The following is a 16,572-nucleotide window of genomic DNA, read 5'->3' as shown; positions in this document are numbered from 1 at the left end:
CTTAAACAAATAAAAAGCACATAGTACATGCCTGGGCTAGCTTTGCAACAAAATAGCGTCCAAAACACTGTTTTAGTGCTTTGGACGCTATTTTCTACTACAAGCTACTTCTCTACTACAAACTACTAGTGAAGCGGATCAATAGTTTGCTCGATTTCTTTAGCAGCTTCCACACCAGCTTTTGGAACATCAACTGTATGAACGCCACTTATAGAATCAATAGCACTAGTATCATTACTTACCTTAGACTGCTGTGCTACTTGAGCAGCGCTTAACTCCACATACTTACGTGGAACCACATACACCGGTCTAGAAGAATGCTGCAACAAACCTTGGCTAATAGAACCAAGAAGCAATCCTGTAAAACCACCACGTCCTCGTGAACCCACAACAACCAAATCATTGTTTAAGCTCGCTTGAGTCAAAGCGTTTACAGCAGAACCTGGAACTACAGAACGATGAATCTTTAGATTTGGCAAACGCTGCAAAATAGGCTTTACTCTCTCATCAAGATCTTCCATATAAGATCCCATAACAGCAGTGTCACCTTCTGCACCCTGAACGCTAGGAACAGCAGAAATCACATCTAATTGTGCGTTCCAACTATCAGCCAAATCTGCAGCAATCTCAAGAGCTTTTAATCCCCACTTAGACTCGTCGGAGCCAACAGCAATCTTAGAAATCTTATTATTCAAGTGGATTCGTTGACCATCATCATCTGTATATGGAACAACAACAATTGGGCAATAAGCGTAGGCTGGAAGCGAAGAACTTGTCGTGCCAAGCAAACGCTCAGCCAATCCACCTTTACCTCGGTTACCAATAACAATAAGCTGATAGTTCCTAGAAAGCTCTACAAACACAGAAGAAGGATCGCCAGTAACGATTAACGTTGTTGCATCCACACCCTGTTCTAAAGCTACAGCTTTTGCTTTAGAAAGAATTTCCTGAGCGTCTTGATGAGCAACATTATCATCACCAATCGCAGTATAAGTCGCATCAAAAGATACAGCTGCATAACTAGGTAAAGAATATGCACAAACTATTTGAAGCTGTAATCCAGCATGCTTAGCATAATTAGATGCCCACCATACAGCCTTATAGCTCGCATGAGAACCATCAACACCTACAAGAACAGCTTTTTCTTGTGTAATAACACCTTGTGCCATCTAGATCCTCCTAGCATCGCGCGATTTTTTATTTTCTTAAATACTTTAAATACTAGAATAGCGCGTTTAAGGTAGTCGCGTCTATCGCGACACAACAAACCTAAGTATTAATGGCAAAATTAATTAAAAATAACCTAAAAACGTATCAAAACTACTAACAAAAACTAAAAGTTGTATCCATAAAATCATGAATACCACTCAAAATCAAATTGTCAGAAGATTCTACGAATAGAATAAGATCCCGAAAAAACGTATCTAATAGGATCATACTGAGTTCCAGCGTACTGAGAATTAATAACCATTCCATTACCAACATAAATAGATGCATGAGCACCATTGGCAATTATGTCACCAGGCTGGGCCTGAGCTAAACTCGGAACAGCCGTACCTACAGTGGCCTGAGCTCCAGAAGTTCTAGGTAAAGAAATACCCATATTGGCAAAAACGTACTGCACAAAACCAGAGCAATCCCAGCCAGCAGGACTTGTACCACCAGAACGATAAGGCACTTTACCTAAAAACTGAGCCGCAAAATTAAGCATCGCCGAAACAGACTGATTATCTGGAGGAGCAACAAAGTACGTCATAGGTCCAACGCCATTACGCGCTCCAGAACGACTTGCAGTAGCGTCGAAGCCATCAGCAGAATTATTCTGTGCCTGTTGTTGCTGGCGAGCCTGTTCAAGTGCAAGTTCAGCAGCACTCTTAGTCTGCGGAACATCCAAAGACTCAATACTGCCCCAATGAGAATTAGCATCAACATCGGTAGAAGTGGATTCTGTAAACAAATCACGCTTAACATCAGTAATCTTAGGGAAAGAACGTGTAGATGTAACTGCTGATTCTTCAGCAGAAGCGGAAGCACAAGCAAGCGGAATCATAGCAGCAACCAGCGCTGCAGATACAAAACCTGCAAATACAGAAGAAAAAATCTTATCTCGCTTAATCATCATTAGCGATGTTAGCATGTTAATACTACAAACTAAGACCACAAACAAAATTTGCACGCACTATTTACAGCACAACAATGCACACCTACACGCATAACAGCCAGAATAGACTAGAAAACCGCAAAACGTAGTAACAGATATCAATATTAAAATGTCAAAATATTAAAATTCCAAATAATCTAGTAATGGATAAATTCAAAAGCCGAAGTTTCATTCGGATTTACAACCCTAGAGAAGGTCCTACCATGAAGCTCCGCACTAGACTCAGATGTTTCAATAGAACCATCAGGATTAATTTTTTCAACAACAGCAACATGACCATAAGTACGATTAACGCCAGCCTGACCGCGACCAAACACAATAATATCGCCAACGTGACGAGGCGTACGATCTACCCAATATCCAAGTTTTCGAGCAGTCAAAGCCCACATCCAGCCGTCTCCCATATTGGAACCAACAGGAAGACCAAGCTGATGCCTACGAATATAAACCCACCAAGTGCACTGGCTAAACTCATACGCATTCCCAGAATCACCAGAACTATGATTTGGATTAAATCCAGCAGGCAAAGAATTAACGTCTGAATCCATTAAAATAGCAACCTGCGGATTATTCGCAGAAGACTTAGACATTTCAGAAACTTTAAAATCTGAATTAGAACCTAAATCCCACTTAGACTCATGAGACGATCTAGTAGAGAAAGCGTTTAAATCAGCTTCGAGACCAGCAACAGCACTGCTGAACTTCAAATATTTATCAGCACGATCTAACTTTTCACGCTGACTAGAACGAGAAGCAGCTTGATCATTAGAATCATTGGAAAAATTAATCTCAGAAGCATATTGCTTTGAAGCAAAAGAACCCAAACCATCAGTCTTACTCAAAGCCATAGACGTCAATGCGGCACCAACTATAGCTACTAAAGACGTAGAAACAATAATACAATTCTTACGTTCTCTAGATTCGCGAGCTAAACGAATCTCACGACGAGTACGAGGAGCAGAAGACATTTGCAAACTCTGAGCCACAGATTCGCTCAAACCCACAACTGCACCATTATTCGCACAAACCGCTTCGGCAGAACGCTCAGAAGTAGCACTGGAAATATGAGAAGACGAAAAAAGCATAAAAGGCGAAACAAAACGCCCCTTTGCTTTCTTAGCACCATGTGCACCATGTCTCATAAAAAACCACTCCCGAATTGTTAAAGTATCACGTCAAAACGGCACCTACAAAGCTCAAGACTACAACGTGGTGCGGATGTGATAAAAATAGTGTCGAAAAAGAAAATAGTAAAATTTAAACGTATATCATAAACGTATATCATCAAAAAATATAACCAAAAATTGATATTAGACATCACTAGATGTATGGTTAATCATATGAAGCTAGCACCGATTATTAACCCAGATGCACGCAAAGAGACACCAAAGCCATTGCGCGTAGACCTGTGCAAAGCATTTATGGTTGGAACAGTTCTATGGCTTATAGCATCAATAATCACTGTTGTGCTCGCAATCTTACACTTTCTACTATGGTTTTTTGCTATAGTTTGCCTTAGCGGATTCGTAATAGGTATTTTGCTTTTAATCTGGGAACACTTTGACCGTTGGGATTATAGAAGACTAGGAAAGTAAAACGCTTAATACGATTAAGCGAACTATTTTGCATCCGATCTTGAAAGCGGAATCGCAAAATTAACCGTAGTACCCTGCCCTGGTCTACTCCACAATGTAATGCTACCGTGATGAGTAAGAGCCACGTGCTTAGCAATAGCAAGACCCAAACCAACACCATCCTGACTGCCGTCATTCTGGTTATCCGAACGATAAAAACGCTCGAAAATACGAGGCTGATCACGCAACGCAATACCAGAGCCACAATCAACAACACGAATCACTGCAAACTGAGAGTCATCAGACTTTAACGCTGAAATCGCCACACTGCTATTTGCTGAAGAATAGATAATAGCATTCTCAACAAGTTTACGCACGGCAGCGCTGATTTGTGAAAAACTGCCTAAAACACTAAGCGAAGAATCAGACTTAACGCAAAGACGCACATTTCGGCTCAAAGCAAGATATGAAACCTGATTCTGAACATCTTTTAACACACTCAAGACGTTCACAGCACTCGCCTTAGACACATCTATAGGCTTCTGAGCACTCATAAGAAGCAGAAGATCTTCCAACATATGTTCCAAGCGTTTAGAAGACCTCTGAGCTTTTAAAGACACTTCCTTAACACGATTAAGAGTAACATTATTATCCTGCAAAAGTTCTATAAAACTAGAAATCATTCGAGTAGAGCTAATAAGTTGTTGAGAAACATTACTTATAAAATCATCTCTAGTCTGCTCAAAACGATGCGCAGCACTCGTATCATTTAAAATAACAACAACCTTGCCTGCTCCAACACTTCCAACAGTAACATTAAGCCAATTAGGTCTAGAAACTGTAGAAGCATCAGACGATTTATCAGTTTTATTCGAGGAAAAGTCGCCAGCAACCGTAGCTGATTTTAATAACACAGCACTGTCACCAGAAAAATTACTATTAAAATCAGAATCTTCACCAATAGTTATATACCGTTCAGGAGTAAAAGTAATCAAATCAAAACTCTCAAAACCGCCAGACGCGCGCACACGATTTACAGAATCCAAAACTCGCGGTTGAACAATAGAATCATCAACAACAACACCAAGCGTATAACTATCAGAACTAGCTCGTAAAACATCATTATCAGCATCGATAACAATAGTCGCAGCAGACAGCATGGATAAAATCGCACACGCATCTGAACTTATATCATCTGAATTACTATCAACTGAATCTTCATCATCTTCATCATCACTAAAACTACGTTTACCTAAAATTTTTAAGATCTTCTTAAAGCTACTACGAAAAATCCTACGCAAACCACCTGCTATAGGATTTACAACAGAACTAAAAAACGGTCTAAAAACACTACGAAATATTGGAAAAAGCGAATCAACAACAAACATAACAATTACGATTGCAACACAAAGCGCAATCAAAGCAAAAACAACAAACACCATTAAAGGCGAATATGGCGAATCTTGAAGCATACTCTTAAAGAATACTCTAACGCGCTCACATTTAAACGACTAATACAGCGACTAATACATTTAACGCACGTGCGCACAGTAGTCTATACTTGATTAGGGCAATCTAAACAAACGCGAATATGCTCCAAACGCAATTGAGCGCGATTGAACGCAAGAAAGGACGCACCATGCGAGTGATTTTCAACGAAGAGATGAAGGCAGTTGCATTAAACATTGAACGCATGGCAGAGCTTGTTGCAAAAGCCATGAACGATGCTGGAAATGCTTTATTAAATGCTGATTTAGAATCTGCACAAGCAGTTATAGACAATGACACTCAACTAGATTCACTAGAAAATAGCGTTATAGATCAATGCTTAACATTGCTAGCTAGACAAAATCCTGTAGCAACAGATTTGCGAGAAGTAGTAGCAACCATGCGTTTGGCTGCGACTTTTGAGCGCATGGGAGATTTAACAAGTCACGTTGCGCAAATCGCAAGAAGAAATTGGCCTGATTGCGCAATACCAAGTCAAGCAAAAGAAACTGTTGAAAAAATGGTTGACTTTTTGCATGTTCTTGCAGGTCAATTAACAGACATGCTTTCAAATAGAGACGTTAATGTAGCAGATGCAATTATTCACGGCGACGATGTAATGGATAAGTTACACGAACACATTTTTGCGCTTGTAGAAGGCGAAGATTGGAACGGCACTAGAAAACAATTGATTGACTTAGTACTTCTAAGCAGATTCATGGAGAGAATCGGCGATCATTCAGTTGCTGCAGCAAGGCAAGTTGTATTTATTGTTTCGGGATTTGACCCAACTAAGAAGCCAGAACCAGATAAAGACACGGTTGTGGCATAAATACGGTTGTGGCATAGAACACGATTTTTGAATAGAAATCTAAAAAGTAGCTTGTAAAACAAAAGTAGGTTTGCAATTAATTTTGCAAACCTACTTTTTATTTAAGTTAATTTAAGATAATTAAGCTAACTTAAGCTAATCAAACTCACTTCTGACCCTGAGCAGCCACGGCGGCAGCACCAGCAGCAGCAGCTTCTGGATCCAAATACTCGCCGCGAGGCTTAATTGGCTTAAAGTTCTCATCCAACTCGTAAAGAAGAGGAATAGCGGTTGGAATATTCACCTTGGAAATCTCTTCCTCACTCAAGTTGTCAAGCATCTTAACAATTGCGCGCAAGCTATTGCCGTGAGCTGCAATCATCACAGTCTTGCCAGACTTAAGCTCTGGAATAATATCGGACTCCCAGTAAGGAGTTACGCGAGTCACAACGTTCGCCAAAGCTTCAGTTTCTGGAACTGGATCACCTGCGTAACGAGGATCATTCGTCTGAGAATACTCATCGTTTGGATCAATCTCAGGAGGTGGAGTTGCGTAAGAACGACGCCAAATCATGAACTTCTCATCGCCATATTCCTGACGAATCTCAGACTTGTTCTTACCTTGCAAAGCACCATAATGACGCTCGTTTAAACGCCAGCTACGACGAACTGGAATCCACAAGCGGTCGGCTGCATCAAGCGCGTAATTCGCGGTATTGATAGCACGACGAAGCAAAGAAGTGAACACGATGTCTGGAAGAACATTCTTCTCTTTAAGAAGCTCGCCACCATGCTTAGCTTCCTCGACACCCTGCTCAGTCAGCGGTACATCAACCCAACCAGTGAACTGATTGGTCTTATTCCATGCGCTCTGACCATGTCGGAGCAATACTAATTTATATGTCATAATTACCTAGTCTATTCGTTTCGTACGACTACTTACATAAAAGTAAGCAAACACGAAAAATTTAATAGAAAAAGCCGATGAATGTTTAAACAACATACAACGGCTTTACAATCTACTAAATCTATCAGTTAGCGAAGAGGCTTTACGAGTGGGAACGTAATCGTCTCGCGAATGGTTGCGCCCGTAAGCGCAATCAGCAAGCGGTCAATACCCATTCCCATGCCGCCAGCAGGAGGCATACCGACGCCAAGAGCCTCAATGAAGTCCTCGTCAATATCCATTGCCTCAACATCTCCAGCCAAAGCATCCTTAGCTTGAGCCACAAAGCGCTCGCGCTGCACAACAGGATCGTTAAGCTCGGAGTAGCCGGTTGCAAGCTCAAAGCCACGCACATACAAATCCCATTTTTCAACCATTCCTGGCTTAGTACGGTGACCCTTAACAAGCGGGCTGGTTTCCACTGGGAAGTCGCGCACAAACGTTGGCTCATAAAGCTTATCCTCATAGAAGTGCTCCCACAAGTGCTCAACCAACTTGCCGTGATTCTCCACTTCGTCGCGCTCAACGCCAAGCTTGTCTGCAATCGCACCCAAATGCTCAACAGAAGTTTCTGGCGTAATCTCCTCACCCAAAGCCTCAGAAAGCGAGCCGTACATGGTAATCTGCTTCCACTCGCCGCCAAAATCGTACTCTTCGCCGTTAAGCAAAGTCACCTTAGTGGAGCCAAAAGCGTCGACAGCAGCCTTTTGAATCAGCTCTTTAGTAAGAGCTCCAATCGTATCGTAAGTGCCATAAGCTTGGTAAGCTTCGAGCATTGTAAACTCTGGAGCGTGAGTTGCATCTACGCCTTCGTTTCTAAAATCACGGTTGATTTCAAACACGCGATCAATGCCACCAACCAAGCAGCGCTTCAAGAAAAGCTCTGGCGCAATACGCAAATAAAGATCAATGTCGAACGCGTTCATATGAGTTGTAAACGGACGAGCAGCAGCGCCGCCGTGAACCGTTTGCAACATTGGTGTTTCAACTTCCAAGAAGTCGTGGCTGTCGAAAGTGCGGCGAAGAGAAGCTACAGCATGAGAACGCCTGCGAACCATATCGCGAATCTTCTCGTCCGCAATCATGCCAATATAAGGCTTGCGCGTACGAGTATCGTCGCTTAATTCCTTATGCAAAGCCGGAAGTGGCTGCAAAGCCTTAGCTGCAATTGCCCACTCAGTTGCAAATACGGAAAGCTCGCCAGTTTTAGAAGAAATAACGCGACCGCGAACATACAAATGGTCGCCCAAATCAACCATCTGCTTGAAGCTCTTAATAGATTCTTCGCCAATTTCCTTCTTGGAAACCATCGCCTGAATCGTAGTGCCGTCACCAGCAGCAAGCTTAACGAAGCACAAGCCACCAGCATTACGCAAGAAAAGCACGCGACCTGCAATACCAACCTCGGTATCAGTTTCTTCGCCAGCTTCAAGCTTGCCATCAAAATCAGCACGAACCTTTTCGATAGTATCCGTAACATTAAGATGCACTGGGTATGGCTGCACACCCTCCTTAAGCATCATCGCACGCTTAGCAACACGCATCTGCACCTGCTCTGGGTGCGCAAGCGGACCAAACTCTTTATTGCTTGGATCAATTGCTTCGTCAAGAGTAGCACCATCATTTACGCGCTTAGCAATAGCCTCATCTTGAGCGAGCAGCATCTCAGCATGCTCAACGGTGTCAATTTCATTGGCGTTATCTGTTACGTCATTTTCTGCGGCGTTTTGTGCGGCAGACATTGCAGTATTCGTGTCAGTCATAAACGCCAATTGTAGCTACTAGGGAATACAGGTAAGCGAGTCGCAAATGCATTTTATTGTGTTACTAGATCGATTGCGCTAATCATTTTTGCAACAAATATACATTTTTATAGAAATATTTATATTTTTCTGTTTTCGAAAGAAAAATACATTTACAGTAAAACTTTTTATTATTTTATTAAGATATACAAAATTATTTACGAAAAGTTACATCATTTTGCAAATATTGCGGAGACCATGCAGCTGCAAAAGAATACAAGTGAATTTTTAATAAAATTTTAAAAGAATTTATTTGACAACGACACACACTGTTAATTTGTAGCAAGTTCACGCTATTATAACCACGTTGTCGGAGTGTTGCATGCGCAATTACAACATGTAGCTGCGTCATGTATTCATAAGATGGATTCACGATGTGCAATCTCTATTGAGTTCGCACAATCGACATCGGGCTGTAGCGCAGTTTGGTAGCGCGCTTCGTTCGGGACGAAGAGGCCGCGGGTTCAAATCCCACCAGCCCGACTTTTGATTTTTTGCACAATCGCGCATATTACAACACTCGTATAAACAAATAATTCGCTATGATTGAGTAGTGAGCAAAACGGAATTTAATCGCAAGAAGCAAGGTGGCTTAAATGTTAAGCGTTTCGCAATTTTATAAAGAATTAGACAATATGTTTGCAAGCCACACAAGCGCGCAAGAAATCGAAAAATACCTGCTAAATGCGCTCAACCAATCGCAAGCAAAAGCAAACCAAGAAGCAACAAACCACGCAGAAGCAAACGCTCAAGCATTGCAACTATCTGTGTTAAACGAGTTGATGGGATTTTATAGGTCTAGAGGAGAACACGCAAAAAACAAGCCAATAATTGATAATGCGCTAGATTTGTCAAAAAAGATGGATTTAGCAGGCAGCGAAGCTGGCACAACCACGCTTATAAACGCTGCTACTAGCCTACGAGCCGCGGGCAGCTATGAGCGCGCAGCAGAAATATATTCTCAAGCTATTAAAGAATCATCGAAAACACTAAAACCAAACGATAGAAAGCTCGCAGCTCTGCACAACAATCTTTCAATGCTTTACAGCGAAACAGGCAACACGAGCGAAGCAATTAATGAACTTAATATTGCGCTTGAAATATTGCAAAAATCGAGTATCGATCCTTCAACAGACATAGATATAGCAGCAACTCACACAAATCTTGCGCTTGCGATTTTGCAAGAGTGTTCGCAGCCTAGCGAAAGCACAAACAGCAAATCCACTATCCTTAACTCTGCTTTTGAACACGCTTCAACTAGTATTCGCATGTACATTGCAGGAAATAACCAAAATCAACCACATTACACATCTGCTTTAGCTGGATATGCTCAAGTTCAATACGCACGAAAAGAGTATTCCGACGCTGTGAAAGCATACAGCGAAGCTCTAGATTTAATAGCACAATGTTACGGAAAAGATAGCGAGTCATACGCTATAACGTTGGAGAATCTGCAGCAAGCACAGGATGCAGAAGAAAAATTTACGGCGAAAAGCGCGGCAAATACAATTCAATGCAATTCGGAAAAGTCGCAAGCAAGCGATGAGCCAAAGCCAGAGTCAAATAAAACTATACAATCAAATAAAACCATAAAATCAATCAAAACTGTAAAAACAGAATATAATCCAAAAATCAAAAACGGCATGCAACTTGCAAAATCATATTGGCAAACTTACGGAAAACCACTGCTTGAACTTGAACAATTTAAAGACTATAAAAACCGCATAGCTGCAGGATTAGTAGGTCACGGATCGGAATGCTACGGATTTGACGACGAGATTTCGCGCGATCACGATTTTGGCCCAGGATTCTGCTTATGGCTTACAGATGAAGACTATGCGAAAATTGGCGATGATTTGCAAGCAGCTTACGATTCTCTTCCGCAAGAATACGCTGGTTTTGGCTCTCGCGAAGAAACTCCACGCGCTAAATCATGCGAAGGAAGCAAGCGAGTTGGAATATTTAGCATAAGCGAATTTTTTGAAAACATAACGGGATTTTCTACTGCACCAAGTCAAAACGAGCCGCATTTATGGCTTTCGTTAAGCGAGCCAACACTTGCTGCAGCTACGAACGGCCAAATTTTTGCAGACCCACTTGGAGAATTTAGCAAAACGCGTCAAAGTTTTAAACTCATGCCAGACGATGTGCGAATCTCGCTAATCTCTAGAAGGCTTGGCATGATGGCTCAAGCAGGTCAATACAATGTTCCACGAATGCTAGCGCGAAAAGACGGAGCTGCAGCATGGCTTTCTATAAACGAGTTTGTGCGCGCAACCGCTTCAATCGTATTTTTGCTAAATAACCCAATAAGTGCAGGATATTTGCCATATTATAAGTGGCAATTTGCAGCACTTCGCAAGCTAAGCAATCGCATGGCGTCTAGGCTTTCTGGCGTAGCAAATCAACTTGAATCGCTTATGCGACTAAGCTCCGCAGCATGCTTTGGTGGAATCGGATTTGGCGAAGGCACAAAAGGCAGCAGCGAAGCTGAATCTAAAATAAACGAGATTATTCAAAACGTGTGCAACGAAGTAGTGCAAGAGCTTAAATATCAAGGTTTGAGCGATTGCAATGAAACGTTTTTAGAATGGCAACGCCCGTATGTTGAAGCGCATATTAATTCGCGCGCAACGTGCTTAAGGAGCTTATGATGTGCGATTCATTATCAAATCCAAAAACGCAAAATCCAAAAACGCAAAATCCAAAAACGCAAAATCTTGCAGAAGAAATTACAAAACTAGAATGGCAGCAATTCCAGCTTACGCAAAACGAAGGCGGACGCGCGAATTGCCAGGAAGATTGGCAAACTTTCCGCATTATGCGCATGAGTCAATTTTTAACTTGGCCTCTGGATTTGCAAGAGTCTTATAAGAAAGATCTTGAGCGCGCTGACAGCAATGGCAGAAATTTGATAACAGAAAAATATGCACGAATGATGGAGTCTACTGCGCCAGAAATTTTTGAGCGCACAATTAAGCCTTATATTAAGCCGATTTTAGAACCCATAAAAAGTGCGCAGGAGCAGATTATTTTAACGCAAGTTAAATGGGCGGATGATTTTCGCGATCGATACACTCATTTAGGTCTTGCGATGCGCGTTCTAAAAACAAGCGAAGATACAGAAGAAAATACATCTTTTGAAACGTATTTACGAGGAGAATTAAGCACGTATTCCGCCGAAACTTTTGCTAAATATAAGGCTTTTATAGAAGATTTAACAGCGAAAAATCTAAATCTAACGCAAATGATTATTACAAATACTGTGCGCATGTATGGCTACGATTCACTCGAAGCAGCCGACAAATGTTGATGCGACTATAGCGTGAATAGTTTTATTACAGCATGAATAATTTTGTAGATGCACACTCAATTCTTTGTGCAGTTTTTAAACTACGCAAATCCGATTCAACAAAAACAGTAGAAGATGCGCTCAAACCATTTTTGCTCAAAAAATCTCGATAAATCATAATATTCGGCTTGCGCAAATGATATTCATAAGATGCGCTAACGCCATTTATCTCGCCAAGTATTGGGCAAGTTGTGCGCGCGCAATCAACCCACTCTTGTGAAGCATTTCCAAACGCCCAAACGCGCACATCTTTTGCAATTAAATCGCGAGCAACAGCCGCAAAACGCTCTCGCTCCCCTAAAAATCCGTGTAAAAAATTCTCAAAATACAAGCGATAAAGCCAAGTTACGGCAGGACCATGATGCTCACTAAACGATTCAAGCGCACACTCAATGCTCCATCCTGATTCACGCAAAGCCTCGTGAAACTCAAAACCCCATTCTGGCTCATAGCTAAACAGCACCTCGCCAATATAATCTGGGTAATACGATTCCAATGTGCGACGCGCATCCCAATCAACAAGAAGATGCAAGTCAAAAACAACATCTGTTATGCCGTTTTCAATAATTTTTTGCGCGCATAAATCGCAATAATCACAACTATTCTTGCAATCATTGCGATTAGGCGAAAAATCTTCTGTGCAAATCATTACAAATCCTAAATTATTCAGTTGGCGAAATTCCTCCGGCATAGGACGACATTCCAGCACCAACACCAATTCCAGCACCAAAACTAGCAGGCAAATTGTTCAAATTATAGCCAAGCGCCTCAAGCTGCGCGCGCCCATCTTCCGTAATATTTTCAACGCTCCAACGCGGTTTCCAAGTCCAATCAATACGAAATTCATCAACTAATCCAACAAGCGCACTCGCGCACTCGTCTTCAATCAAATCCGTAAGCGGGCAAGCAGGCGTTGTAAGCGTCATCGTAATAATCGCACGACCAAGCTCATCAATCTCAATCCCGTAAACTAATCCTAAATCAACTACGTCAATTCCAAGCTCTGGGTCTACAACATCATGCAAAGCATCCTGAATGTCTTCCTCAGTTACGCGACCGATGCTATTTACGTTGATCTGAGATTGAGCTTGATTTTCTGCCATAATATTCCTTATTTTTAGTGTTACACTGCGATTTTATAAAGCCACATACGATTTTATAAATCCTCAATAGCCTTTGCAATACCGTCTTTTAAGCCTTCCCATGCAAGCAATGCGCACTTTATTCGCATTGGATATTTAGAAACGCCTTGAAAAACCATTGCATCTTCCAACTCATCTTCGTCTTGCTCGTTTTCTAATCCCGCTCCCCTAGATTCCATAAGTTTGTGGAAAAGCGCGGCTAATCGCAAGGCATCCGCAACAGTTTTTCCCTCAACCAAATCAACCATAATCGAAAGACTAGCTTGCGAAATTGAGCAACCATGGCCATCCCACTTAATACTTTTAACAAGCGCATTGCTTGAATTGTCAACGTTTTTAGCGAGTTCCACATGCATCGTAACCTCATCTCCACAAGTTGGGTTAAATTGATGAGATTTTCCTAATGCGTAATTTTTATTAGCTTCTACAGCACAATTTTCATGATGATTTGTAATTGTTATATTAGAATTGTTTTTTAACTCATCGGTTGCTGGCGACTTATCCGAAGCCTCCTCAACTTTCTCTTCCTGCTCTTCTGCTTTAGAAAGACTTTCTGTGTTTGAAAAATGTGTTTTTCCGTGCGGATTTCTAGCAGCATCTAAAATCACTTCTTGATACATGCTTTCTAAGCCACTACCGTCGTCAACACTCATATCAAACATATGCTCTCCTTATTTGTTATTAAACAGTATTTTATTTGAATTCTATTTGAATTTTATTTGACAATACTATGCACCAAAGTATGCGCGAACATGGGAAACAGCTTCCACAAGCGCGCGAGCTTCTTCGATTGTGTTATAAACTCCAACAGACGCGCGATTTGAAGCATACACGCCAAAATGGCGATGAATCGGCTGAGCACAATGATGTCCAACGCGAATCGCAATTCCTTGCGCATCCAAAAACTGGCCAACGTCATGCGGATGCACGCCTTCAACCTCAAAAGAAACCGTTGCAATACGGTTGTTTAAATCAAGCGGCCCAAGCACGCGAACGCCCGGAACATCCTGCAATTTCAACAATTCTGCAGCAAGTTCCTGCTCGTGCTCTGCAACTCGGTTCATGCCCAATGCGCGCAGCCAATCCGCAGCTACTCCTGCAGCAACCATTTGTGCAACTGGCTGAGTTCCCGCCTCAAAACGGTAAGGCGCTTGCATATATTGCGCTGGCTTGTTAAGCCACGCAAGCTCCACCATAGATCCACCAAAATTGGCTGGTGGAAGACTGTTCAAAAGATTGCGGCGTCCATACAAGAACCCAACGCCCGTAGGGCCGTACATTTTATGCGCGCTAAAAGCTGCAAAATCAACATCTAGCGCATGAAAATCAACTGGAATATGCGGAACAGACTGGCATGCGTCAAGAACAAAAATTGCACCAACCTCATGCGCACGCTTACAAATCGGCGAAACGTCCGTAATAGCGCCAGTAACATTGCTAATATGCGTAACTGCAACGATTTTCGTGCGCTCGTCAACAATCGTGCTCAAATAATCCGCGTCCGCCCGCACTCGACCATCTTCACTTACATCGATCCAGCGAAGCTCTGCACCCAATCGAATCGCAAGCTCTTGGAACGGCAACAAAACAGAATGATGGTCTGAGCGAGAAACAACAATATTATCTCCCTCATTAATCACAAAATGTTGGCGCAAAGTTAAGTTATCTTCCGCAAAACCAGTGCGATTTAATCTAGCGTTAATCGTAGCGTTTCCAATAGAAGTGGCAAGAAGATTTAGAGCGCCCGTAGCACCAGGCGTAACAATAATCTCTTCGTTTCCTTCTTCACTACAAGCACCAACGAGTTTTGCAACTTTTGCACGTGCTTCTTCAAAGGCAACTGTCGAAAGCGCCGCCAACTCGTACGCCCCCCTATGCACGCCAGCATTAATAGTCTTATAAAATTCGCTCTCTGCATCGATTACAACCTGCGGCTTTTGAGCAGTAGCTGCAGAATCTAAGTAAATCAAGGGTTTTGAATGTACTTTGCGACCTAAAATTGGAAATTGAGATCTCAAATCTTCAAACTTGTGCATTAACACAGTATCTGTCTCAAGATTTTTATGATTAAACATTCAAAATCCCCTTTTAAGCAAATTTATACAACCTATACAATCAAATTTTATAAATCTTGTTCATAATTTAAAAGTCGCTCCCCCAAAACAAAGATTGAAGGAACGACTTTCAAAATTTAAATTTTAATAATTAGCGTTTTATGAACAGCTAATATCAATTAGAATCCAAACTCTGCAGCAGCCTGACGAAGAGTTTCCGCAGAACGCTTCAAAGCAGCAAGCTCGCGATCCGAAACTGGAGTGTTCAAGCGAGAGTTTACGCCATTACGGTTCAACAAAGTTGGAACGGACATGCAGACGTCTGAGATTCCATGGAAATCGTCAAGAAGAGAAGATACTGGCAAAATGCGGTTAGTATCGCGAAGAACGGCTTCAACAATATCAACACCAGACATAGCGATAGCGTAGTTTGTAGCGCCCTTACCGTTAATAATCTTGTAAGCTGCGTTCTTAACTTCTTGATGAATCTCTTCGCGCTTAGCTTCATCCAATGGCTCATGACCTGGAAGAGCATTCCACTCGCACATTGGAACACCACCAATAGTTGCAGAAGCCCAAAGAGGAACTTCGGAATCGCCATGCTCGCCAGCAATATAAGCGTGAACATTCTTAACATTCACACCAGTTTGCTGCGCAATAAGGAAGCGCAAACGTGCAGAATCAAGGTTTGTACCAGATCCAAACATTTGATTAGCAGGAAGACCAGAAAGCTTCATAGAAACATGCGTAACAACATCCACAGGATTTGTAATAAGCATGTAGATAGCGTTTGGAGCGACCTTCACAACATTAGGAATAATCGACTTCATAATGTTGATGGTTGCACCTGCAAGCTCCAAGCGAGTCTGACCAGGCTTTTGACGAGCACCAGCAGTAATAACAACCATGTCTGCGTCACGGCAGATTTCAACGTCATCTGAGCCATCAATAGAAACAGCTGGATAGAAGCTAGAACCATGCTGCATATCGAGCACTTCCGCTTCAACACGTTCCTTAGCGATATCCTCAAGCACAATTTCACGAGCAACACCGCGCTGAGCTGCAGCAAACGCAAGCGTGGAACCTACTGCACCAGCACCAATAATCGCAAGCTTAGTTGGCTTAACCTGAGAACTCACCATTAGAAAAACCCCTTTTCCACAAACCGAGTCGACCCTTATATAAATAGAAAAATACAAGGGCTGCTCTCACATTAAGAGCTATATGTGTATAAACAGTTTT

Annotated in this window: 15 protein-coding genes and 1 tRNA gene; 5 read left to right on the top strand and 11 right to left on the bottom strand. The window is 42.0% G+C overall.

The window, feature by feature from the left end:
- Positions 1–125: 125 nt before the first annotated feature.
- The 3 genes from HXT25_RS05055 to HXT25_RS05045 form a co-directional block, all read right to left on the bottom strand.
- Complete coding sequence (locus HXT25_RS05055) at positions 126–1,169, bottom strand: universal stress protein (protein WP_004115580.1); 1,044 nt, start codon at positions 1,167–1,169, stop codon at positions 126–128.
- Positions 1,170–1,381: 212 nt separating this feature from the next.
- Positions 1,382–2,137, bottom strand: a complete 756-nt coding sequence (locus tag HXT25_RS05050; RefSeq protein WP_032834307.1) for a C40 family peptidase — start codon at positions 2,135–2,137, stop codon at positions 1,382–1,384.
- A 161-nt stretch (positions 2,138–2,298) separates the two neighbouring features.
- Positions 2,299–3,303, bottom strand: coding sequence for a CHAP domain-containing protein (locus HXT25_RS05045; protein WP_422118744.1), 1,005 nt, complete (start codon positions 3,301–3,303; stop codon positions 2,299–2,301).
- A 198-nt stretch (positions 3,304–3,501) separates the two neighbouring features.
- Between HXT25_RS05045 and HXT25_RS05040 the strand changes: the two genes are divergently transcribed.
- On the top strand, positions 3,502–3,756 hold the full coding sequence (locus tag HXT25_RS05040; RefSeq protein ID WP_422118743.1) for a DUF2530 domain-containing protein: 255 nt from the start codon (positions 3,502–3,504) through the stop codon (positions 3,754–3,756).
- 23 nt (positions 3,757–3,779) lie between these two features.
- Here the strand turns inward: HXT25_RS05040 and HXT25_RS05035 are convergent, their stop codons facing one another.
- Positions 3,780–5,207, bottom strand: a complete 1,428-nt coding sequence (locus HXT25_RS05035) for a sensor histidine kinase (protein ID WP_422118742.1) — start codon at positions 5,205–5,207, stop codon at positions 3,780–3,782.
- 167 nt (positions 5,208–5,374) lie between these two features.
- On the opposite strand from HXT25_RS05035, the gene phoU reads away from it, so the two are divergent.
- Positions 5,375–6,055, top strand: coding sequence for a phosphate signaling complex protein PhoU (gene phoU / locus HXT25_RS05030; RefSeq protein WP_029600550.1), 681 nt, complete (start codon positions 5,375–5,377; stop codon positions 6,053–6,055).
- A gap of 145 nt (positions 6,056–6,200) precedes the next feature.
- Here the strand turns inward: phoU and HXT25_RS05025 are convergent, their stop codons facing one another.
- Together HXT25_RS05025 and lysS are read right to left on the bottom strand one after the other, a co-directional pair.
- Complete coding sequence (locus HXT25_RS05025; RefSeq protein ID WP_004112459.1) at positions 6,201–6,941, bottom strand: phosphoglyceromutase; 741 nt, start codon at positions 6,939–6,941, stop codon at positions 6,201–6,203.
- A 128-nt stretch (positions 6,942–7,069) separates the two neighbouring features.
- Positions 7,070–8,743, bottom strand: a complete 1,674-nt coding sequence (lysS, locus tag HXT25_RS05020) for a lysine--tRNA ligase (RefSeq protein ID WP_004115592.1) — start codon at positions 8,741–8,743, stop codon at positions 7,070–7,072.
- 448 nt (positions 8,744–9,191) lie between these two features.
- Here lysS and HXT25_RS05015 point away from each other — a divergent pair.
- The 3 genes from HXT25_RS05015 to HXT25_RS05005 all read left to right on the top strand — a co-directional run bounded on the left by HXT25_RS05015 (position 9,192) and on the right by HXT25_RS05005 (position 12,095).
- Positions 9,192–9,265 (top strand) — tRNA-Pro (locus HXT25_RS05015).
- 113 nt (positions 9,266–9,378) lie between these two features.
- The gene (locus HXT25_RS05010; protein ID WP_004115594.1) at positions 9,379–11,436 is read left to right on the top strand and encodes a DUF4037 domain-containing protein; all 2,058 of its coding nucleotides are present in this window, start codon (positions 9,379–9,381) and stop codon (positions 11,434–11,436) included.
- Positions 11,436–12,095: a DUF4125 family protein gene (locus HXT25_RS05005; protein WP_422118741.1), complete on the top strand. Its 660-nt coding sequence runs from the start codon at positions 11,436–11,438 to the stop codon at positions 12,093–12,095. Before HXT25_RS05010 ends, HXT25_RS05005 begins: the two co-directional genes overlap by 1 nt.
- Before the next feature lie 25 nt (positions 12,096–12,120).
- Here the strand turns inward: HXT25_RS05005 and HXT25_RS05000 are convergent, their stop codons facing one another.
- From HXT25_RS05000 to HXT25_RS04980, 5 genes are all read right to left on the bottom strand, one after another.
- Entirely contained in the window at positions 12,121–12,783 is a 663-nt protein-coding gene (locus HXT25_RS05000; RefSeq protein WP_014554701.1) for an HAD family hydrolase, read from the bottom strand.
- Between the two features lie 13 nt (positions 12,784–12,796).
- Positions 12,797–13,237 (bottom strand): metal-sulfur cluster assembly factor, encoded by a 441-nt coding sequence (locus tag HXT25_RS04995; RefSeq protein WP_004137942.1) that lies wholly within the window; start codon positions 13,235–13,237, stop codon positions 12,797–12,799.
- 53 nt (positions 13,238–13,290) lie between these two features.
- Complete coding sequence (gene sufU, locus HXT25_RS04990) at positions 13,291–13,938, bottom strand: Fe-S cluster assembly sulfur transfer protein SufU (RefSeq protein WP_020759889.1); 648 nt, start codon at positions 13,936–13,938, stop codon at positions 13,291–13,293.
- 66 nt (positions 13,939–14,004) lie between these two features.
- Positions 14,005–15,351: a SufS family cysteine desulfurase gene (locus HXT25_RS04985; protein ID WP_020759888.1), complete on the bottom strand. Its 1,347-nt coding sequence runs from the start codon at positions 15,349–15,351 to the stop codon at positions 14,005–14,007.
- 158 nt (positions 15,352–15,509) lie between these two features.
- Positions 15,510–16,472 carry an L-lactate dehydrogenase gene (locus HXT25_RS04980; RefSeq protein WP_004112440.1) on the bottom strand — a complete coding sequence of 321 codons (963 nt, stop codon included), beginning with the start codon at positions 16,470–16,472 and terminating at the stop codon, positions 15,510–15,512.
- Between the last annotated feature and the right edge of the window lie 100 nt (positions 16,473–16,572).

The sequence above is a fragment of the Gardnerella sp. DNF00476 genome (genome assembly GCF_049262735.1).
In the GTDB taxonomy this organism is placed as follows: Bacteria; Actinomycetota; Actinomycetes; order Actinomycetales; family Bifidobacteriaceae; genus Bifidobacterium; species Bifidobacterium vaginale.
Note: the sequence above shows the minus strand (reverse complement) of the source record. Positions and strands in the feature narration are given on the sequence as shown.